The organism is Martinezella calliandrae (assembly GCF_030272695.1).
Taxonomy (GTDB): Bacteria; Pseudomonadota; Alphaproteobacteria; order Rhizobiales; family Rhizobiaceae; genus Rhizobium; species Rhizobium calliandrae.
The window spans coordinates 45053-63806 of sequence record NZ_JARFYN010000030.1; the positions used below are offsets into that span (position 1 = coordinate 45053).

Sequence of the window (18754 nt, forward strand, 5' to 3'; positions counted from 1 at the left end):
GACCTGCATCAACGATCTACCAATAAGATTGCGATGACAGGTTCGACCTATGGAAGTCTCTCCTGCGCGCTACTATCGCGTTGTCCGCAGCCTTCCCAGCGGCATTTCCAACGACAATTCCAGCCACTATCTGGCGCTGCGCAATATTTTTGCAATCGGCGGCGCTTTCCTCGCGCCCCGCGAACTAATCGAAGCGGCCGATTGGAAGACGACCTGCGAGCGCGGCAAGGCGTCGGTCGCAGCCTCGGCGCGCTGAGATCATGTCCCAAAAATATCGAGCGTGGCGCTGTGCCCTTGATTGGGTTGCGCTATCTAATTTCTCTCATCGGTCACTATGAAAGGCGCGTCCCCATGTCGCAGGCTGTAGTTTTCAAACTTCTCGGCAGGCGGGTGCGTCTCGGCTTGATCGGCGGCGCACAAGGCTCGCTCATCGGCCCAGTTCACCGCACGGCCGCACGGCTGGACGATTGCTTTGATCTCGCCGCCGGCGTCTTTTCCTCCGATCCGGAACGGTCGCTGAACTCCGCCCATGCCTTCGGCATCAAGCGCGGCTATACCGATGTCCAAGCCATGATCGAGGCCGAAACCGTGCGGGCTGACGGTATCGATGCCGTCGCCATCATGACGCCGAACGACAGCCACTATGAATATGCCGCAGCCGCTCTCGAGGCCGGCCTGGACGTCATCTGCGACAAGCCGCTGACCAACGATTACGACAGCGCGCTGGCACTTGCCCGCAAGGCGCATGACTGCGGCCGTATCCTCTCGCTCACCCATAATTACTCCGGCTATCCCATGGTGCGCGAGGCGCGTGCCACCGTTGCAGGCGGCGAGATTGGCGCTCTCCGTCTTGTCAATGTCCGCTATGTGCAGGGCTCGCTCAGCCGACCTGTCGAGGCCGAGCCGGACAGGATGGCTCTGCGCACCAAATGGCGGCTTGATGCTGCCAAGGGCGGCAAGAGCCATGTCCTTGGCGATATCGGCGTGCATGCTCATCAACTGATGAGCTTTGTCTGTGGCCGCCGCATCACCGTAGTACTCGCCGATGTCGGCCCGTCGCTGCCTGGCCGCACGGCACATGACACCGCGCAAGTGATCCTGAAATTCGATGACGGAACGCGGGGCCAGATGCTGGTTAGCAAGGTGGCGACGGGTGCGCAGAATGTCGTCAGCATAGAAGCCTATGGAGAAGACGGCGGCGTTTCCTGGACCCAAGCCGAAGCCAACGATCTGCGCGTCATGCGGCTAAACCGCGCAGACGAAGTGCGCACGCGCGGCCTGCCGAGCCTGCATCCGCACGCCCAGCGAGGCACCCGCCTGCCCACCGGCCACCCCGAAGCTTTCTTCGAGGCCTTTGCCAATATCTATACCGATTTCGCCGAACTGGTTGCCGCCCGCATTGCCGGCGCCGAGCCTGATCCGCTGGCCCAATTGACGCCCAATGCCTGGACCGGTGTTGACGCTCTCGCCTTCATCGATGCTTGCCTCGAGTCGACGGCGAAAGGGACGTGGGCTGAGGTGGTTTACGAGCACGATCGGTTTTAATTTCCGGGTCGTGATTTTTAAATCCCGGGGCCCACCATAGATTCCAATCCGCATTCCCTGCGGGCCTATGAAGACGACGCCGACTGTGCTAGCCGCCGCACTGGCGATCGTCGCGTTGCAAAATGCCGTCACACCGGCACAAGACGTCGGCAACCGCTGTAGCCACAATATGTATAACCTTGCAACGTTAAAATCGCCCCTCAAAGGGCGCCAATATCTGCAATCGCGGCACTAGCGTTTTCGATCCCGCGCCGCCTGGCGATCCGTGTCGGTCGATAAGCCGCGGCATCACGGACACAGCTTGGCTGCGAAGAGGAGAGATCGGTCAACTATTGGCAATCTTCCGCGCGGTGGAAATTGCAGCACGGGCGCCGGCGCGCAGTTGTGCTGTTTCGGCACCGGCAATGACGAGATCGAGGCCAAGCTTCAAGAATTGCCCGGCGCGGTCACCGTCGGTGCCGAAAGCGCAGATCAGCTTGCCATGGGCTCGGCAACGCGCCACGGCATGCGCCAATGTCTGGTCGATCGCAGCACTGTCGGGCGCCAGACGCGCACCATTCGAGAGCGCGATCGAAAGATCGGACGGGCCGATGAAGACGCCGTCGATACCGTCGACGGCGAGGATTTCATCAATGGCATCGAGCGCGGCACGGGTCTCGACCATGGCGATGGTGACGGTCAGTCCATTGGCACCCTGCAAATACTCGTCAGCGGCGATGCCGAAATGATTGAGCGCGAGCGAAGGCCCCCAACTGCGCTCGCCGAGTGGCGGATATTTCGTTGCCTTGACTAGGGCGCGAGCGTCATCGGCCGAATTGATCATCGGCGCAATGATGGCGGAGGCCCCGGCGTCCAGCAACCGCGAGGCGGAGGCGAAATCGGCGACGGGAATGCGTGCGATCGCCGGCTTGCCGGTCAGCCGCACCTGGGCGATGCCATTGGCGGCGGAGGCCATGTCCCACATGCCGTGCTGCATGTCGAGCACCACGGCGTCGAAGGCCTCTTGCGACAGGTGGTTGACCAGCAGCGGGTCAGGCGTGCCGATCCAGGCTGCGATCACGCCACCATTTTCGCGGCGCTTTAGTCGCCCAGCAAAACCGTCAATATCAGCCGTCATAATGATTTTCCTCAACCACCAAGCCCGCCAAGGGCAAGATATTTCACTTCAAGATATTCCTCGATGCCGTATTTCGAGCCCTCGCGGCCGATGCCGGATTGCTTCATACCGCCAAAGGGGGCAACAGCTGTCGAAATAAGGCCCTCGTTGATGCCGACAATACCGAATTCCAGCGCCTCGGCTACTCGAAAGATACGGCCGACATCGCGCGCATAGAAATAAGAAGCAAGGCCGAACGGCGTGTCGTTCGCCATTTCGATCGCCTGTTCCTCGGTCTCGAAGCGAAACAATGGCGCGACAGGCCCAAACGTTTCCTCATGAAAAATGTCTGCAGCCGTGGACACGCCGGCCAAGATTGTCGGCTCGTAGAAATTGCCGCTGCGACCGTCACGCTTGCCGCCGGAAACCAGCCTGGCGCCTCGCTCCAGAGCGTCGGCGACATGCGCCTCGACCTTGCGCATAGCGGCTTCGTCGATCAGCGGGCCAAGCGTCACGCCATCCTCCATGCCGTTGCCTAGCTTCAGCTTGGCGACGGCCGCACTCAGCTTTTCTGCAAAGGCGTCATGCACCTTGTCCTGCACCAGAATGCGGTTGGCGCAAACGCAGGTCTGACCGGTGTTGCGGAACTTCGAGCCGATCGCGCCTTTTACGGCTTCATCGAGATCGGCATCGTCGAACACGATGAACGGCGCGTTGCCGCCGAGTTCCATGCTGGTCTTCTTGATCGTCGGCGCACACTCGGCGAGCAATCTTGCGCCGACAGCGGTGCTGCCGGTGAAGGAAAGCTTTCTGACCAGCGGGCTTGCCGTGATTGCCGGTCCGGTTTCCGACGAAGGGCCGGTAATGATGTTGCACACACCGGCGGGAAACCCGGCCTCTTCAGCGAGAACCGCGATCGCCAAAGCTGAATAGGGTGTCTGGCTCGCCGGACGAATGATGCCGGTGCAGCCTGCGGCCCATCCGGGGCCGGCCTTGCGGGTAATCATAGCTGAAGGAAAGTTCCAGGGCGTGATCGCCGCAAATACGCCGATCGGCTGCTTCTGAACGATCAGCCGACGGCCGGCGACAGGCGACGGGATCACATCGCCATAGACACGCTTGGCCTCCTCGGCGAACCATTCAATGAAGCTCGCCGAATAGGCGATCTCGCCGCGACTTTCGCTAAGCGGCTTGCCCTGTTCTATCGTCATGATCGCCGCCAGATCCTCGGTGTTTGCGATCATCAACGAACAGAGTCTTTTGAGATAGTCGGATCGTTGTTGCGCGCTCAACGCCGCCCAGGCCTTCTGCGCCTTGTAGGCGGCGTCGATCGCGCGGTTGGTCTCCGCCGCACCCATGGACGGCATGCGGCCGATGATATCTCCCGTTGCCGGGTTGAGGACATCGTAGGTGCGGCCGCTATCGGCGGCGACCCATTTGCCGCCGATGTAATTGGCCTCGCGAAAAAGCTCCGGACGACGGAGCGTGTGACCAGAAAGACGCTGATACATGATCGTGATCCTCCCAAAAGGAATAGCGCCGGCAATCAGGCTTGGATGCTTGCTTGTCCCGGCGCGAAGTTGGAGCCGCGAAGCGCGTCGCAGACTGCGCGTGTCACCTCCACGGTCGTCGCCTTGCCACCAAGATCTGGAGTGAGAATGCCGGCCGCGCAAACCTGTTCCACCGCCGTGATCAGCGCATGAGCGGCGGCGGCCTCGCCGAGATGCTCGAGCATCATCGAGGCAGTCCAGAAGCTCGCGACCGGATTGGCGATACCCTTGCCGGTAATGTCGAAGGCCGAGCCGTGGATGGGTTCGAACATCGAAGGAAACCGGCGTTCGGGATCGATATTGCCCGTGGGTGCAATGCCGATCGAACCGGCAAGTGCGGCGGCAAGATCAGACAGAATATCGGCATGCAGATTGGTTGCCACGACCGTATCGATGCTTCTCGGCCGGCTGACCATGCGGAAGGTCATGGCGTCGACCAGTTCCTTGTCCCAGGAAACATTCAGAAAATTTGAAGCGACCTCGGCAGCGATTTCGTCCCACAACACCAGGCCGTGGCGCTGGGCATTCGATTTGGTGACGACGGTCAGATGCTTGCGCGGACGTTTCGAAGCTTCAGTGAAAGCAAAGCGCATGATCCGCTCGACTCCGCGGCGGGTGAAGATCGACGTTTCCGTCGCCACCTCCTCCGGCAGGCCGATATGGGCGCGCCCACCATGGCCGGAATATTCGCCCTCGGAATTTTCGCGCACGATCAGCCAGTCGAGATCACCTCGTTCGACACCGCGAAGTGGGCTGGTGACGCCGGGAAAAATCCTGGTCGGGCGGACATTGGCAAATTGGTCGAGCCGCTGGCAGATCGGCAGCCTAAGTCCCCACAAGGTAACATGGTCCGGAATATCCGGCGCGCCGACGGCGCCAAAATAGATCGCATCCGCCTTCTTCAACAAGGTCAGCCCATCGGATGGCATGAAGGCGCCGGTTCTGCGATAGCGTTCACTGCCCCAATCAAAATGATCGACTTCGATCGAGAACCCGCTACGCGCTGCCAGCACATCCAGTACTTCCAGCCCGGCCGCGATCACCTCCGTCCCGATCCCGTCTCCCGGGATGGCTGCGATCCTATAATTCCGCTGGGGAATGGAAGCGTGAACGCTGCTCATGGAAACCTCTCCTCTCGCCTGTCTTCAGACCGTTCCGCCGTTCGCCTGCAGCACTTGTATGGTGATCATCTTACCGTCGTCAGCGGCGAGGAACAGGCGGGCGGGGGGCCACATCGCTCTCGTCCACCGGATCCGGGATGAGTCATCTCCATTGATAGAGCCGCTCCTATCGGCCGGTCATGTCATGCCCGGGGCGCCACCCGGATGGACATTTGAATTGGCGCCCCCGGCTCGGCTCGCATGGAGTGCAAGCAGTCATCAAATCTCCGATGGGAAGGGAAAGTTCCTTGGTCACCGCTCGCAAAGAGACCATTGGCAGAGCTGTTCAGTGATCGTCAAGCCGAGCATCGTCGGGGCTATTGCGCGTCTGAACCGCAAGGTTGTGCAGGTCAACCACGCGTTCCGATTTCTGCTGAGAAGCAATAATTACCGCATAGAAAGCCGCTCTCGACACATCTTTTTTCGAGGCGTTAGGGTGCTCCTGTCGTACGGCCGCGATCAATTCCTTCGGTTTCATCCCGTTTGTGGCGAGCCGACCGACTGTCTCGGCGATGTTTGCCATTTCGGACATTGCAGGTTGCTTCATCACTGTCTCCGATTTCAGACGCTCTCACGAGCATGCAGTGAAACGATGAGCTGCTAGGATGGTTTCGCACATGATTTCATGAAGTGGCCGAAGGGGCGCGGAACAATGCTACCCATGAATGATTGTACCCTTCCGATGCCCGATGGCAAACAAGGTATGTCACGATCTATGACACGCATCTCGAAAGGACCTCTTCGCACTCGCCGTTACCATTTTATTGTCCTGGCTCATGCTTGCCGAACTTGGCCCTGACGTCGATGGTTGGATCGTCGCGCGGAAGTCGACCGGCCGACCATGCCGCCTTACGAGAGCGCGGTGGTTAGTGCCAAGTACTTATGCGAGCTACGTCGGCTGAGCGCTTAGCGCCCGAATTTGGGAAGCGTCACCGGATCAGCCGGCGACCGCGGCGAGCTGGCTGAGCTTGTCGCGGCCCATATAAAGCCATCGAAAGAAGTCTGTTTGCGTCTGGCCAGCACCCAGCAGCCAGACCATATCGCGCTGGAACCGATGCCGGATCAGTGGGCACCAGCCCCGCCGCCAGCTTGGGGCTTGCGGGCGAAAAGCGTAGCGATCGCGGCGGTCGCCAGCAGGATGCCGATGACGGCGAACGTGTCGCTGAAGCCCATGATAAGCGCTTGCCGCTTGATGATGCTGCCGAGGACGACCGTCGCCTTCTGCACGGCAAGCGCATGATCCGATACGCCATGCGACAGGAAATAATTGGTCGTCTGCGTCAGCCGCTCCCTCACCTCATCGCGCGCCAGCGTCACCGACTGGCCAATGATGTTGGAATGGAACTGCTCGCGCTTGGTGAGCACAGTGCCGAGCGTCGCCGTTCCGACCGCGCCCCCGAGATTTCGCAGCATATTGGTCAGGCCGGATGCGGCGGCGGCATCGGCGGGTGCAATACCTGCCGTCGTGATGGCGGTTATCGGGGTAATAACCATGGCCTGGCCGATGGCGCGCACGATATTCGGTATCCAGAACTGGTCGCCCGCCGTATCGGCGGAAAGCGTCACGTTCATGAAGCAGCTTATGGCGAAGATGCCAATGCCGAGGAAGCCGATATAGCGGACATCGAAGCGCTTCATCATCATCGGAACCAGCGGAATGAGGATGAGTTGCGGCAAGCCGGTCCAGGCCAGCACGTTGCCGATCTGCTCGGCATTGTAACGCTGCACCTGGCCTAGATATTGCGGCAGGATATAGACCGAGCCGAAGAGCGCGAAGCCGACCAGCACGTTGACGAGAACGCCGATGCCGAAATTGCGTTGCTTCAAAAGGCGCAGCTTTACCAGCGGGTTCTTGACGGTCAGCTCTATCCAGATGAAGGCGCTGAGCGAAACGACGGCGATAGCGCTGAGCTTCAGGATGAAGGGCGAGGAGAACCAGTCGTCCTTATTGCCCTCTTCGAGCACGGTCTGCAGCGCTGAAAGCCCGATTGCCATCGTCACGATGCCAGCCCAGTCGCCCTGCTTCAGAAGGCCAAGTTGCAGCGGTCCCTTTTCGAGTGTCAGGGCAAGGGCGATGGCCATGATGGCGCTCGGCAGGGCATTGATGAAAAAGATCGTCTGCCAGCCGTAATTTTCGGTCAGATAGCCGCCGATGGTGGGGCCGATGGCCGGGGCAACCGTGACCGAGAGTGCGAAGATCGCCAGACCGGTCGGCTGCTGTGCCTTGGGCAGCTTGGTCAGGATCATCGTGAAGGCCATGGGGATGAGCACGCCGCCGGCAAAACCCTGCAGCCCACGCAGCACGATCATCGTACCGAGATCATGCGCGAAGGCGCAGGCGATCGACAACAATGGGAACAGGATCGAGTTTACCAGAATATAGCGGCGGAATGAAAAGACGTTGCTGAAGAATGCCGTCAGCGGGATGACGACGATTTCGCCGATCAGATAGGAGGTGGAGATCCAGGCGCCGTTATCGACGCCCGTGCCTATGCCACCCTCGATATCGAGGAGGGAGGCATTGGTGATCTGGATGTTCAAGATCGCCATGAAGGCGCCGATCATGCCGGCGAGCACGGCGATCCATTCTTTGGTGCTTGCTCTCGCACTCGGCTGTGGGATGGTGGTGGCTGTGGTGGTGGACATGGCTCAATACTCCTCATCCTTCACCGTTCAAGCGCCGCGGCCCTGGTCGGCCGTCTTGATGTCGATACTCGGCTGTACCGACATGCCGGGGCGCAGGTCGCCAGAAGCGACGCTGTCGCTATCGAGCACGATCTTGACCGGGATGCGTTGCACGACCTTGGTGAAATTGCCCGTGGCGTTGTCCGGGGGCAGCAGTGCGAATTCCTGGCCGCTGGCAGGCGCCAGGCTGTCGACATGGCCGTGATAGACGCGGCCGGGGAACATATCGACTTCGATATCGACCGGCTGGCCCGCGTGCACGTCGGTCAACTGGGTCTCTTTATAATTCGCAACGATATAGGCCGCCGACGTCGGCACGACCGACATCAACTGCGTACCCGCTTGCACATATTGGCCGACGCGGAGCGTGCGGTTGCCGACGACGCCGTCGAGCGGTGCGATAATCGTTGTATAGGATAGATTGAGCTCTGCCTGGTTTTGCACGGCCTGGTCATGGGCAAGTGTTGCCTTGGCTTGCGCCAGCTGCGCCTTTAACAGATCGACCTGCTTGGTCGTAGCGGCGAGCGATGCCGTGTCACGATCGATCGCGGCGCGGGCAGCCGCGATCTGCGACGCGGCCTGTTGTGCGGTCTGCACCGGCGCATATCCGTTGACGGACAGGTTCGCATAGCGCTTGTCGTTCTGCTCGGCGAAGGTCTCGTTGGCCTTGTCGACATCGACGGTCGCCTTGGCAGCCGAGATTAATGACTGCTGCATATCGACGGACGCCTGCCTGGCCTCTACATCGGCCTGAGCGGCGGCAACATCGGCCTTGGCCTGATCGAGCGCCGTTTTGAAATCGCGGTCGTCGATGCGTGCGAGCACCTGCCCTGCCTTGACTGTCTGGTTGTCGTTGACGACGACATCGGTGATATAGCCGGAAATCTTCGGCGCGATAGCACTATTGTCTGCCTGCACATAGGCATCGTCGGTCGATACCTGGAAGCGGCCGACCGTCCAGTAATTATGACCGTAGTAAGCAGCCGCAGCGATCACGGCGAGCGCCGTCGCGCCAAGCAAGAACGACTTGCCCCGCTTCTTCGCCGCCGGCTTTTCCTCTACGGCGATACGCGCCAGTTCGACCGACACGTCCGGTTTGCCGGCGTCCATTGCAGGGGCTTCGGCGACCGGTGCCTGCTTGCCGGCATTCAGTATGTGAACCTTGTTTTCCACTGTTCTCTCTCCTGATAACCGATCGTCTTGGAGGGGCGGACGCCCGCAAAAATCTTCGGCCCGATATTTAGGAAACTTGCTGTTTTCCAAAATATGCACTATAAATAGGAAGTCAACAGGAATTTGGAAAATCATCATGGTCGAAAATCAAATAATTGAGAGGCGCCCCCGCGGCCGACCCCAGCTTCGCTGCGACGACGACACAAAAAGCCTGATCATCGAGGCCGCCGACGTGCAATTCCGGGAAAACGGCTACGCGGCGGCAAGCATCAACGCGATCGCACAGGCCGCCGGCGTCTCGACCAAGACGCTCTACCGGTTGTTTCCGACCAAGGCTGATCTGTTCTCAAGCATTGTTTCTGACCGTATAAGCCGGTTTTTCGTGGCGCTGGACCAGTCGGCGCTCGCGACGATGGATGTGCGGCAGGGACTGGAGCGGCTGTTGATGGCCTATGGCATGCTCACAATGTCGGACGAAACCATCGATATGATGCGGCTTGTCATCGCCGAATCCGATCGCTTTCCGGAAATCGCGACATCCTTCTATGAAACGGCGATCGTTCGCTCGAATGCCTTCATGGAGAAATGGCTGACGACGCAGTGCGAACGTGGACTCATCCGCCTGGAAGATCCACATATGGCCTCCGGCATGCTGCGAGGAATGATGATCATGGAGCCGCAACGCGCCGCTATCCTTCGCCAGCTCCCTGCCCCGAACATCGCAGAAATCAATCGGCGGGCGCGAATATGCGCTGAGGTATTCCTAAAGGGCTGCCAGGTTTGAAATCAATCCTGGCGCGGATCGACCGCGTCGTTGAGGCCATCGCCGAGTGGGCTGAAGTCCATGACCGATACCATGATCGCCACACCCGGCCAGATCGGCATTCACGGCGCCTGCTAAAGGAACTGCCGTGCCGTGCCCAGCATCGAACCCAGGAGGATCCGGTGGGCGCTGACCCACGGCGAGGAAGGCGGTCGCGAGCTGCGGCACGATCTCCGGATTGGCGTTGATATCGACGAGCTTGTCGCACATGACGGCAAAACGATGCAGCCGGTATGGTTGCCCCTCATCGCCGGATCGAGCGGTTCCGGATCGTCCTGTCGTCCGACGCGCAATGTTGCCGCATGCCCGGATCCAATCGTTACTGCCATGACCGACGCCGTCATCAGCGCTTTGAAGGAAGATCCCATAAATTATCTGCCTGTGGCGAACCCCTAAGAGGCCTGCCCACCTGCCCAGAATTTATATAGCAGTATGTGACGGATGGTTGGTCGCGATCGTAATGCATCCTGACTAAATGTTTGATCGAACAGTAGTCAATGGCTAAACATCGACCACTTATACTGAACATCGGACTTGACGCCTCATTTTCAGTCGATAATTTGTTCCCAAAGCTGACAAAAAATTAGGCCATGACCGATCTTTCAACGTCTGTTCCCCTTACCCGGCAGATCACATCCCGCGCCGTACTGCGCGCTGTCTTCGAAAACGCCCCGGTGTCGCGCGCTGAGCTGGCGCGACTGACGGGGCTGTCGAAGCAAAGCATGTCCGAGATCGTCCGAGATCTCCAGGATGAGGGTTGGCTGCGTGTAACCGGCCGCACAAAGGGTGCGGTTGGCCGAAGTGCCGTGACCTATGAATTGGAGCCGCGCAAGGCCTTCGTTTTCGGCGTCGACATCGGCGGCACCAAGATCCATGCTGCACTGGCCGATCTTACCGGCGCAATCGTCGGAGAACTCGTAGAGAGCACCGACTCGCGCGGTGGCGAATGCGTTGTCGACCAGATCGTTCGCGTGCATGACACCCTGCTCGCAAAGACCGGCATTGCCAAGAAGTCGGTGAAGATGGGTGCGATCGGCATCCCCGGCGCGGTTCATCCGAAGACCCGGCGGCTGACCATGGTGCCGAATATCCCCGGCCTGACGGACTTGGCTTTCGAAGACCTGCTTCGAGACAGGCTCGGCTATGGCATCCTCATCGAGAACGATGTCAATATGGCCGCCAAGGGTGAGCAATGGCTGGGTAACGGCCGCAGTATCGACAATTTCGTTTTCGTGGCGCTCGGCACCGGCATCGGCATGGGCATCGTCAACGAGGGCCGCATCGTCCGCGGCGCCCGCGGGGCAGCCGGCGAAATCGCCACTCTGCCGATCGGTGCCGATCCCTTCGATTCCCGCAGTTTCATGGCCGGCGCGCTGGAATCGGCAATCGGCAGCATCGCCATCCGCGGCCGCTATGAGGCGCTCGGCGGCACGCCGGGCCTGACGGTGCGCGAATTGTTCGAGCGCAGGGATGATCTGGCAGCGGGCATGGTAATCGATGAAGTGGCGCGTGTCGTCGCGACCTCCCTCGTTGCCATCGCAGCCGTCGTCGATCCCGAGGTGGTGATTTTCGGCGGCAGCGTCGGGGCACGGCCCGAGCTGGTGGAGCGGATCAGCTTCTATCTGGCGCGTTGCGTGCCCGTGCCGCTGTCCTGCACCATCAGTCCGCTCGGCAGCCAGGCCGGCCTCTTCGGCGCCATCGCCACTGCACTCGACCAGTTTCGCGAGACGCTGTTTGAAATGCCAGGGCGCGCTGATCTCGGCATGGCGTTGCTGGCTGAGAAGGCGTCGTAAACGATATGGAGGCCGTGCAGCAGACAGCAACAACCAGACCGAGGACATTGAAGGACATGCAGCGGCGGGATTTTTTCAAGTCAGGCCGTTCGGTCGCTATTTCCGGTAGGGCATGGCGGTGACCTCGCACGCGCAGGCAACGCTCGCGGCGGTCGATATCTTGGGTGCAGCGCAGTCGATGCGGCAGTTGCTGCGGTCGCGCTGCAGTCGGTCGTCGATCCGCACATGACCGGCATTGCGGCGACCGCTTTGCCCTCAACAGCCCCCGCCGGCGGCAAGCCTGTCTCGCTCAATGGCTCCGGCCGCGCTCCGTAGAAGGCAAAGCTTGATTGCGTCTTGGAGAAGGGTTTCACGCAATGACAGTCCGCATGCGGTCACCGTAACCGGCGATGCCTGGTGCCGGCTGATCGGCTCCTACGGTCGTTTCGACATGGGCCGCGTGCTGTCGCCGGCGATCGGAGCCGCCGAAAACGGCTATTATGACCTTCCAGACTTCCGACAATGGTGGATAGGCGACCGATAGCTTTGGAACCCCGACCATGCGATAGGAGCCAATCGCGATCGGTCGCCCGGCCTTTGTCTAGCGTCGCGGTGGAACGCCCGCGTCCTCGTCTCGATCTTCCTTGGTGTGAACGTCGCGCTTCACGCTGTCACGGTCTTCTTTTCAGCCTCGAATACATCGCGTGCGGACGTCGTACCCGCCACGTGCTCCGTACCCTCGGTTCCGAGGTCCATCCATCCCGCATTCACCGCATCAAACATTTCTTCGGCGGGTCCGGTGTGGCCTTTCGGGATGCCGAATTGCTCGAACGCTTCCGTCCACCCTGCACGCGGGATTGCAGAGGCTTTCACGTCAAGCTTCAGGACTTCGCCCAATTGCTCGGCGACTTCATCCGCGCTGACCATCGAACCAAGCTCGATGACGCGATGCCCTGACCAAGCTGGCCCCGTCAGAAGGGTTGCGACCTCCGCGCCGATGTCGTTCGTCGCGACCATCGTCGATTTCCGGTTGGTCGGATTATAGTAGACCGGCAGCGTGCCGCCCTGGCCGACGTGCAGGCCGTAAAGGAAGTTTTCGAAGAAGCCGCCGGCGCGCACGAAGGCGATTGGTGATGCCAGGTCGCGAAAACCTTGCTCCAGCAGCGACAAGGCCGTGATCATCCCGAGCCCGCTGGTTCGGTTCGCACCCATCGACGAAAGCGCAACCACTCGCGGCGGCGCTGCCTTGGTGAGCGCCTCGACATAATTTGCAATCACGCCCTTTGCTTCTTTGTAATCAGGCGAGAGCGCCCATTCAGCCGGCAACATGACAAACGCGCCATCGACGTCTTTGAGCGCCCGCTCGATGGCTGCGGGATCATTCCAATCACCGTCAACCAGTTCCACGCCCCGGTTCGCCCAGCTTGACGCCTTCTCGCGATTGCGGACCAGCGCGCGCACTTCCTTGCCGTGCGCCAACAGATGTGCTGCCGTTGCGCCGCCCACTTTTCCCGTGATTCCCATTACTAAAAACATGTGTTTTCTCCTGATCTTGAGGGACTGGCACTGCCCGTTTTGGTTCAACGGATGAGCGGCAGAATGGCCCGGATACGGGCATCGCGCAGATAAAGCCCGCCCCAGGTCAAAGCGCCCAGAAGCAGGGAAATGATTTCCGGCGGCGACCCCAACTCACCGATGCGGACATGAGCGCAGATGGCACCTCCCAAAAAACCCGTCACCAGGATCGCGCCGAGGACAGCGGTGGCCGGGATGGCGTAGAGGATGGCGCAGGCGAATATGATCGGACCCACGACACGGGTCAGGTCCATCGCAAACCCGGTTTCCTGCAACATGCTCGCAATCTGCGCCGGGGCGAAAAGCTGAGTAGTCCCGTCCGCCGCCAGAGCGAGAACGACGAACGCGCTCATTATCCGGCCAGCCCACAGCGCGCGATGTAAGATCATAGATTCAGGCACCTGATGGAGGTTCATAGTTTCAGACATTTGTCACTCTCCGATGGGTGGATCCCATATTTGGAGCTTACTGTGCCTCCCAGCTATGATAAACGTTAAGAAAATGAACTAACTGTTCTCCGCTCGGCGAACAATATCGAGGCACAACCATGCAGAATCTCGAACCCATCCTGATTTTCATAACGGTAGCGGAAATGGGTAGCTTCACCCGCGCGGCCGATAGCCTGGGCATCCAAAAGGGAAGGGCCTCAACGGCGGTCCGGAAGCTGGAAGAAGATGTCGGTGTCAGGCTCCTGCACCGGACGACGCGCAGCGTGCAATTGACGGAGGACGGACGCGCATTTCACGCCCGTGCCCGCGATCTGCTCGCTGAAGTTGATGATCTGCACTCAATGTTCGCAAGCGATCGAGTGGCACTTCGCGGGCGTTTGCGGGTCGATCTTCCGACCGAGGTGGCGCGCACGACGATCGTGCCGGCCCTGCCGGATTTCATGGCGACCCACCCCGAGTTGGAACTGGAGATCTCGAGTACGGATCGGCAAGTCGATCTGGTTCAAGAGGGGTTCGACTGTGTATTGCGGCTTGGACCCATAGGGGACGAAACGCTGATTGCCCGCCAGCTGGGCCAATTGCGCGTGGTTAATGCTGCCAGCCCCGCCTATCTGGCGCGCTATGGCGTCCCTCGATCGCTAGAAGATCTCAAGCGTCAGCAACATCGAACAATTCATTTTTCGACGACGCTAGGCGCAAAACCCTATGGATGGGAATATCCGGACGGCAACAGCTACGCGACGCTTCAATTGCCAGGTGCGTTACACGTCAACAGCGCGCAGACCTACGACGCCGCTGCCGTCGCCGGCCTTGGCCTCATCCAAGCGCCACTCTTGGGGATTGGCCAATACTTTGAGCGTGGAGCACTCGTGGAGATCTTACCCGAATTTCGTCACCGCGCGATCCCCGTGTCCCTCGTCGTAGCACATCGGAGCAATCTGTCGCGCCGGGTCCGCGCGTTCATGAAATGGATCGAAGATGTGCTGGCGCCGTATCTGGAATAGCGAGACGAACATCGTCGTCCGTCCCCCCGGCAGCTTTATCTGCGGATGGGTGACCTGATGAAAACGATTGAGATTGACGACAAGGAGAGCGTCCTTGCGACTTTGGTCGATGATGCCTTCAATGGAAGCGGCTACGTTATCACGCATCACTGTCAACGTGCCGCATGATCTTAGGCTACAATGAGCATAGAAAATTGAGGCAAGCCGTGCCATTCGTCGGTTGTCTGCTCAAGCCGCTGCTCAATGCCGCCACGCTCGAGGACGAGGATCATCCGGTCAGAAAGCCGGCAACCTCCCGGCTTCTTGACTTTTGATCTTTCAGATAATTCCGCCACCGCCTGCCGCCGAAACCGGGCGCTCGCTTGCCACCTTTTTCCGATAGCCGCTCGTGCGGAAGGCCGCGACGGGATCGATGGCGCCGCCCGCGCGGCGGCGAGCTTCAGCGAGGATGGGCTCGACGTCGGCACGGTAGGCACGCTTCAGCGTCTCCGACGCCATCAGGGCATCGTTGGCGTCCTGATAGTCCGCCAGCGTCTTGCGGTCGACGATCAATGCCTGCGCATAGGCGCGACGGATTTCGTTGGCGCTGGAGATCAGGCTTTCGATCGGGTCGGTGACATTGTGCGACTGGTCGATCATATGCGCCGGATGGAAGCCTTTTACGCCGCGATGCTCGGCGTCGACCAATTCATTGAAGACGAGGAACAGGCGATAGGGCTCGATCGCACCGGCGTCGAGATCGTCGTCGCCATATTTCGAATCGTTGAAATGGAAGCCGCCAAGCTTGCCGAACTGGATGAGGCGGGCGACGATCATCTCGATATTGGTGTTTGGCGCATGGTGGCCGAGATCGACAAGGCACAAAGCCTTCGGCCCGAGCGTCTGGGCGATCAGATAGTTTGTGCCCCAATCCTGCACGACGGTCGAATAGAAAGCCGGCTCGTACATCTTGTGCTCGGAAAACAGCCGCCAGTCATCCGGCAGTGCCTTGTAGATTTCCGCCATTGCGGCGAGGTAACGCTCGAACGCCTTGGTGAAATTGCTCTGACCTGGGAAGTTGGAACCGTCGCCGATCCAAACCGTCAGCGCCTTCGAACCTATCGCCTTGCCGATCTCGATGCATTCCAGATTATGCTCGACAGCCTGGGCGCGGGTCGCCGCGTCGACATGGCTGAGCGAGCCGTATTTGTAAGAGCGCGCCTGGCCGGGAGCGTCGGAGAAGGTATTGGAATTCATGGCATCGAAGCCAAGACCGAGAGCATCGCCCTTCGCCTTTAATTCCTTGGCATCCACCTTATCCCAGGGGATGTGTAGCGAAACCGTAGGTGTCGCCTGCGTCAACTGGTGGATGACGGCGCAATCGTCGAGCTTGTCGAAAATGCCGCGCGGTTCGCCGGTACCGGGAAAACGGGCAAAGCGTGTACCGCCGGTGCCGACACCCCAAGAGGGCACGGCGACAAAGAATTCGGAGACCTTTTTCGTCACCGCCTCGATATCGACGTCGCGGCGCGCAAGTGCCGCGCCGAGCGCTTCATATTCGGATTTCAGCGCAGCAGCGCGCTTGTCGTTTTCCGCAGCGACCAGATCCGTCGCAATTCTAAACTCGGTCATTTTTTCCTCCCGAAATTGGAGGCTCGCGCGGCGCTCATTCCAGCCCGCGCGAGCCGAATTTAGTTAGCGCGTGAAGCTCTGCGCATTGCCGGCATCAACATTGATGATGTTGCCGGTCGACTTAGCGGAAAGGTCAGAAGCCAGGAAATAGATAGCTTCCGCAATATCTTCCGGGAAGACGTTCAACTTTAACAATGAACGTTTGCGGTAATGTTCCTCGAGCTCGTCCACCTCGATCTTCGAAGAGGCAGCGCGCTGTTCGCGCCATTCGCCGTTCCAAATCTTGGAGCCGCGCAGGACGGCGTCGGGATTGACGGTGTTGACGCGAATGCCCGCCTCCGCACCCTCGAGCGCCAGGCAGCGCGCCAGATGGATTTCGGCTGCCTTGGCCGTGCAATAGGCGGCCGCATTCGGCGACGAGGCAAGACCGTTCTTGGAGGCGACGAAAACGACGTTGCCGCCGAGGTTCTGGCGGCGGAAAAGCCGGAAGGCCTCACGCGAAACCAGGAAATAGCCGGTAGCGAGAATGTCGATATTGCGGTTCCACATCGAAAGCTCCGTGCTTTCGATCGGAGCGGAGGAAGCAATACCGGCGTTGGAGACGAGGATGTCGATACCGCCGAATTCGATGCAGGCTTCTGCAAAGGACGAAATCACAGCGACCTCCTTGGTCACGTCAAGTTTGACGCTGCGCACGGCGTCCGCACCGTATTTCTTGGCGAAATCCTCCTGCGTGGTCTCGAGGGCCGCCTGGTCGATGTCGGCGAGCACCACGCAGGCGCCCTCACCCACCAGGCGCGCCGCCGTTGCGCGGCCAATGCCGCCGGCGCCGCCGGTGACGAAAGCAACGCGGCCGGCAAGGCTTTTCGGCTTCGGCATGCGCTGCAGCTTTGCTTCTTCCAAAAGCCAATATTCGATATCGAAGGCTTCCTGCTCCGGCAGGCCCTGATATTCGGATACGGTCGACGCGCCGCGCATGACATTGATGGCGTTGACGTAGAACTCGCCGGCAATGCGCGCCGTCGCCTTGTCGCGGGCAAAGGAGAGCAAGCCGACGCCCGGCACCAGGAAGATAACCGGGTTGGGATCGCGCATGGCAGGCGAATTGTCATGCTTGCAGTCGTTGTAATAGCGGGCGTAGTCGGCGCGGTAGGCCTCCAGGGCCTTGTCGAGACCGGCGATGACGGCGTCGGCGTCGGGCTTTTTAGGATCGAAGTCGACGATCAGCGGCCGGATCTTGGTGCGCAGGAAATGGTCCGGGCAGCTGGTGCCGAGCGCTCCGAGCGGACGGAGGTTTTTCGAATTGACGAATTCGAGCACGGCATCCTGATCATCGAAATGGCCGAGCTTGCGTTCCGCCTTGCCGATTCGGCCGCGGATTTCCGGCATCAGCTTGGCGGCAATCGCGCGGCGTTCCGCTTGCGGCAGGCTCTGAACGGCCGCGCCACCGAAAATGGTTTTACCTTCAGTTTTCTCCGCAAACCATTGGATTGCTTTATTGATGATCGTCAGCGTCAGTTCGTAGCAGGCCTTCGCGTCGTTCGCCCATGTGAAGAGGCCATGGCTTTCGAGAATGACGCCCTTGGCGTTCGGATGGGCCTTGACGAAGGCTTCGAGATCGAGGCCGAGCTGGAAACCGGGACGCCGCCAGGGCAGCCAGCCGATCTCTTCACCGAAGATTTCGCGGGTCAGTTCGCGGGAATTCTTCGAAGCGGCGATCGCGATGATCGCGTCGGGATGCATATGGTCGACATGGGTGAAGGGCACAAAGCCGTGTAGTGGCGTGTCGATCGACGCAGCGCGGGCATTGAGGTTGAAGGTGCAATGCGGCAGGAAGCCGACCATGCGATCCTCGTCGGCCACACCCTTGTAGATGCTCTTCAGGCTCTCGAGCTTGTCCTGATAAAGCGTTGCAAAACCGTCGAGTTTGATCGTTCCGACATCGCCGCCGGAACCTTTGACCCACAGAACTTTGACCTTTTCGCCGGTCAGCGGATCAGTTTCCATGACCTTGGCGGATGTATTGCCGCCACCATAATTGGTGATACGCTTGTCGGCGCCGAGCAAATTGGAGCGATAGATGAGCTTGCCCGGCTCATCCAAGCGGGCCGCATATGCATCATCCCAACGGTTTTCCAGAAGCTGAACGTCAGCCGCCATGTCATCCTCCCAAAAGGTCATGTCTCGGAGGCGGCCCAAATCGTCTTCCGACCGCCCTTTACCGTCACGATATCGCTCACGCACAGTCGCTTTGTCAATCGAAAACGATCATAATTGACAATGCTGCGATGCAATATGAAAGTTTTTGAGC

General features: G+C 59.9%; 17 protein-coding genes. 7 read left to right on the forward strand and 10 right to left on the reverse strand.

Annotated elements, in window-relative coordinates; all coding sequences use genetic code 11:
* Positions 1 to 49: 49 nt before the first annotated feature.
* Positions 50 to 256 (forward strand): hypothetical protein, encoded by a 207-nt coding sequence (locus PY650_RS21535; RefSeq protein ID WP_285881578.1) that lies wholly within the window; start codon positions 50 to 52, stop codon positions 254 to 256.
* Between the two features lie 95 nt (positions 257 to 351).
* Positions 352 to 1545, forward strand: coding sequence for a Gfo/Idh/MocA family protein (locus PY650_RS21540; protein ID WP_285881579.1), 1194 nt, complete (start codon positions 352 to 354; stop codon positions 1543 to 1545).
* 325 nt (positions 1546 to 1870) lie between these two features.
* Here the strand turns inward: PY650_RS21540 and PY650_RS21545 are convergent, their stop codons facing one another.
* The 6 genes from PY650_RS21545 to PY650_RS21570 form a co-directional block, all read right to left on the reverse strand.
* The gene (locus PY650_RS21545; protein WP_285881616.1) at positions 1871 to 2665 is read right to left on the reverse strand and encodes an HpcH/HpaI aldolase family protein; all 795 of its coding nucleotides are present in this window, start codon (positions 2663 to 2665) and stop codon (positions 1871 to 1873) included.
* A gap of 8 nt (positions 2666 to 2673) precedes the next feature.
* A complete protein-coding gene (locus tag PY650_RS21550) occupies positions 2674 to 4152 on the reverse strand; it encodes an NAD-dependent succinate-semialdehyde dehydrogenase (RefSeq protein WP_285881580.1) in 1479 nt (492 codons plus the stop codon).
* A 35-nt stretch (positions 4153 to 4187) separates the two neighbouring features.
* Entirely contained in the window at positions 4188 to 5312 is a 1125-nt protein-coding gene (locus tag PY650_RS21555) for a tartrate dehydrogenase (protein ID WP_285881581.1), read from the reverse strand.
* A gap of 325 nt (positions 5313 to 5637) precedes the next feature.
* A complete protein-coding gene (locus PY650_RS21560; RefSeq protein ID WP_285881582.1) occupies positions 5638 to 5898 on the reverse strand; it encodes a hypothetical protein in 261 nt (86 codons plus the stop codon).
* Between the two features lie 515 nt (positions 5899 to 6413).
* On the reverse strand, positions 6414 to 7997 hold the full coding sequence (locus tag PY650_RS21565) for a DHA2 family efflux MFS transporter permease subunit (protein WP_285881583.1): 1584 nt from the start codon (positions 7995 to 7997) through the stop codon (positions 6414 to 6416).
* 27 nt (positions 7998 to 8024) lie between these two features.
* Complete coding sequence (locus PY650_RS21570) at positions 8025 to 9191, reverse strand: HlyD family secretion protein (protein ID WP_432761561.1); 1167 nt, start codon at positions 9189 to 9191, stop codon at positions 8025 to 8027.
* 154 nt (positions 9192 to 9345) lie between these two features.
* On the opposite strand from PY650_RS21570, the gene PY650_RS21575 reads away from it, so the two are divergent.
* From PY650_RS21575 to PY650_RS21595, 4 genes are all read left to right on the forward strand, one after another.
* On the forward strand, positions 9346 to 9993 hold the full coding sequence (locus PY650_RS21575) for a TetR/AcrR family transcriptional regulator (protein ID WP_285881585.1): 648 nt from the start codon (positions 9346 to 9348) through the stop codon (positions 9991 to 9993).
* Positions 9994 to 10125: 132 nt separating this feature from the next.
* Positions 10126 to 10428, forward strand: coding sequence for a hypothetical protein (locus tag PY650_RS21580; protein ID WP_285881586.1), 303 nt, complete (start codon positions 10126 to 10128; stop codon positions 10426 to 10428).
* Positions 10429 to 10622: 194 nt separating this feature from the next.
* Positions 10623 to 11825, forward strand: a complete 1203-nt coding sequence (locus PY650_RS21585; protein ID WP_285881587.1) for an ROK family transcriptional regulator — start codon at positions 10623 to 10625, stop codon at positions 11823 to 11825.
* Positions 11826 to 12150: 325 nt separating this feature from the next.
* Positions 12151 to 12348, forward strand: a complete 198-nt coding sequence (locus tag PY650_RS21595) for a hypothetical protein (RefSeq protein ID WP_285881588.1) — start codon at positions 12151 to 12153, stop codon at positions 12346 to 12348.
* A 119-nt stretch (positions 12349 to 12467) separates the two neighbouring features.
* Here the strand turns inward: PY650_RS21595 and PY650_RS21600 are convergent, their stop codons facing one another.
* Positions 12468 to 13340, reverse strand: coding sequence for an NmrA family NAD(P)-binding protein (locus PY650_RS21600; protein WP_285881589.1), 873 nt, complete (start codon positions 13338 to 13340; stop codon positions 12468 to 12470).
* A gap of 44 nt (positions 13341 to 13384) precedes the next feature.
* Positions 13385 to 13807 (reverse strand): DoxX family protein, encoded by a 423-nt coding sequence (locus PY650_RS21605; RefSeq protein WP_349644507.1) that lies wholly within the window; start codon positions 13805 to 13807, stop codon positions 13385 to 13387.
* A 119-nt stretch (positions 13808 to 13926) separates the two neighbouring features.
* On the opposite strand from PY650_RS21605, the gene PY650_RS21610 reads away from it, so the two are divergent.
* On the forward strand, positions 13927 to 14832 hold the full coding sequence (locus tag PY650_RS21610) for a LysR family transcriptional regulator (RefSeq protein WP_285881591.1): 906 nt from the start codon (positions 13927 to 13929) through the stop codon (positions 14830 to 14832).
* A gap of 318 nt (positions 14833 to 15150) precedes the next feature.
* Here the strand turns inward: PY650_RS21610 and rhaI are convergent, their stop codons facing one another.
* Both rhaI and PY650_RS21620 read right to left on the reverse strand, forming a co-directional pair.
* Entirely contained in the window at positions 15151 to 16443 is a 1293-nt protein-coding gene (gene rhaI / locus PY650_RS21615; RefSeq protein WP_285881592.1) for an L-rhamnose catabolism isomerase, read from the reverse strand.
* Positions 16444 to 16506: 63 nt separating this feature from the next.
* Entirely contained in the window at positions 16507 to 18603 is a 2097-nt protein-coding gene (locus PY650_RS21620; protein WP_285881593.1) for a bifunctional rhamnulose-1-phosphate aldolase/short-chain dehydrogenase, read from the reverse strand.
* Positions 18604 to 18754 lie beyond the last annotated feature (151 nt).

What these genes read in the sequence shown, in the direction of transcription:
- PY650_RS21535 (WP_285881578.1), top strand. Translation starts at nt 50, where the DNA reads ATGGAAGTCTCTCCTGCGCGCTACTATCGCGTTGTCCGCAGCCTTCCC.
- PY650_RS21540 (WP_285881579.1), top strand. Translation starts at nt 352, where the DNA reads ATGTCGCAGGCTGTAGTTTTCAAACTTCTCGGCAGGCGGGTGCGTCTC.
- PY650_RS21550 (WP_285881580.1), bottom strand. Translation starts at nt 4,152, where the DNA reads ATGTATCAGCGTCTTTCTGGTCACACGCTCCGTCGTCCGGAGCTTTTT.
- PY650_RS21555 (WP_285881581.1), bottom strand. Translation starts at nt 5,312, where the DNA reads ATGAGCAGCGTTCACGCTTCCATTCCCCAGCGGAATTATAGGATCGCA.
- PY650_RS21560 (WP_285881582.1), bottom strand. Translation starts at nt 5,898, where the DNA reads ATGAAGCAACCTGCAATGTCCGAAATGGCAAACATCGCCGAGACAGTC.
- PY650_RS21565 (WP_285881583.1), bottom strand. Translation starts at nt 7,997, where the DNA reads ATGTCCACCACCACAGCCACCACCATCCCACAGCCGAGTGCGAGAGCA.
- PY650_RS21575 (WP_285881585.1), top strand. Translation starts at nt 9,346, where the DNA reads ATGGTCGAAAATCAAATAATTGAGAGGCGCCCCCGCGGCCGACCCCAG.
- PY650_RS21585 (WP_285881587.1), top strand. Translation starts at nt 10,623, where the DNA reads ATGACCGATCTTTCAACGTCTGTTCCCCTTACCCGGCAGATCACATCC.
- PY650_RS21600 (WP_285881589.1), bottom strand. Translation starts at nt 13,340, where the DNA reads ATGTTTTTAGTAATGGGAATCACGGGAAAAGTGGGCGGCGCAACGGCA.
- PY650_RS21605 (WP_349644507.1), bottom strand. Translation starts at nt 13,807, where the DNA reads ATGTCTGAAACTATGAACCTCCATCAGGTGCCTGAATCTATGATCTTA.
- PY650_RS21610 (WP_285881591.1), top strand. Translation starts at nt 13,927, where the DNA reads ATGCAGAATCTCGAACCCATCCTGATTTTCATAACGGTAGCGGAAATG.
- rhaI (WP_285881592.1), bottom strand. Translation starts at nt 16,443, where the DNA reads ATGACCGAGTTTAGAATTGCGACGGATCTGGTCGCTGCGGAAAACGAC.
- PY650_RS21620 (WP_285881593.1), bottom strand. Translation starts at nt 18,603, where the DNA reads ATGGCGGCTGACGTTCAGCTTCTGGAAAACCGTTGGGATGATGCATAT.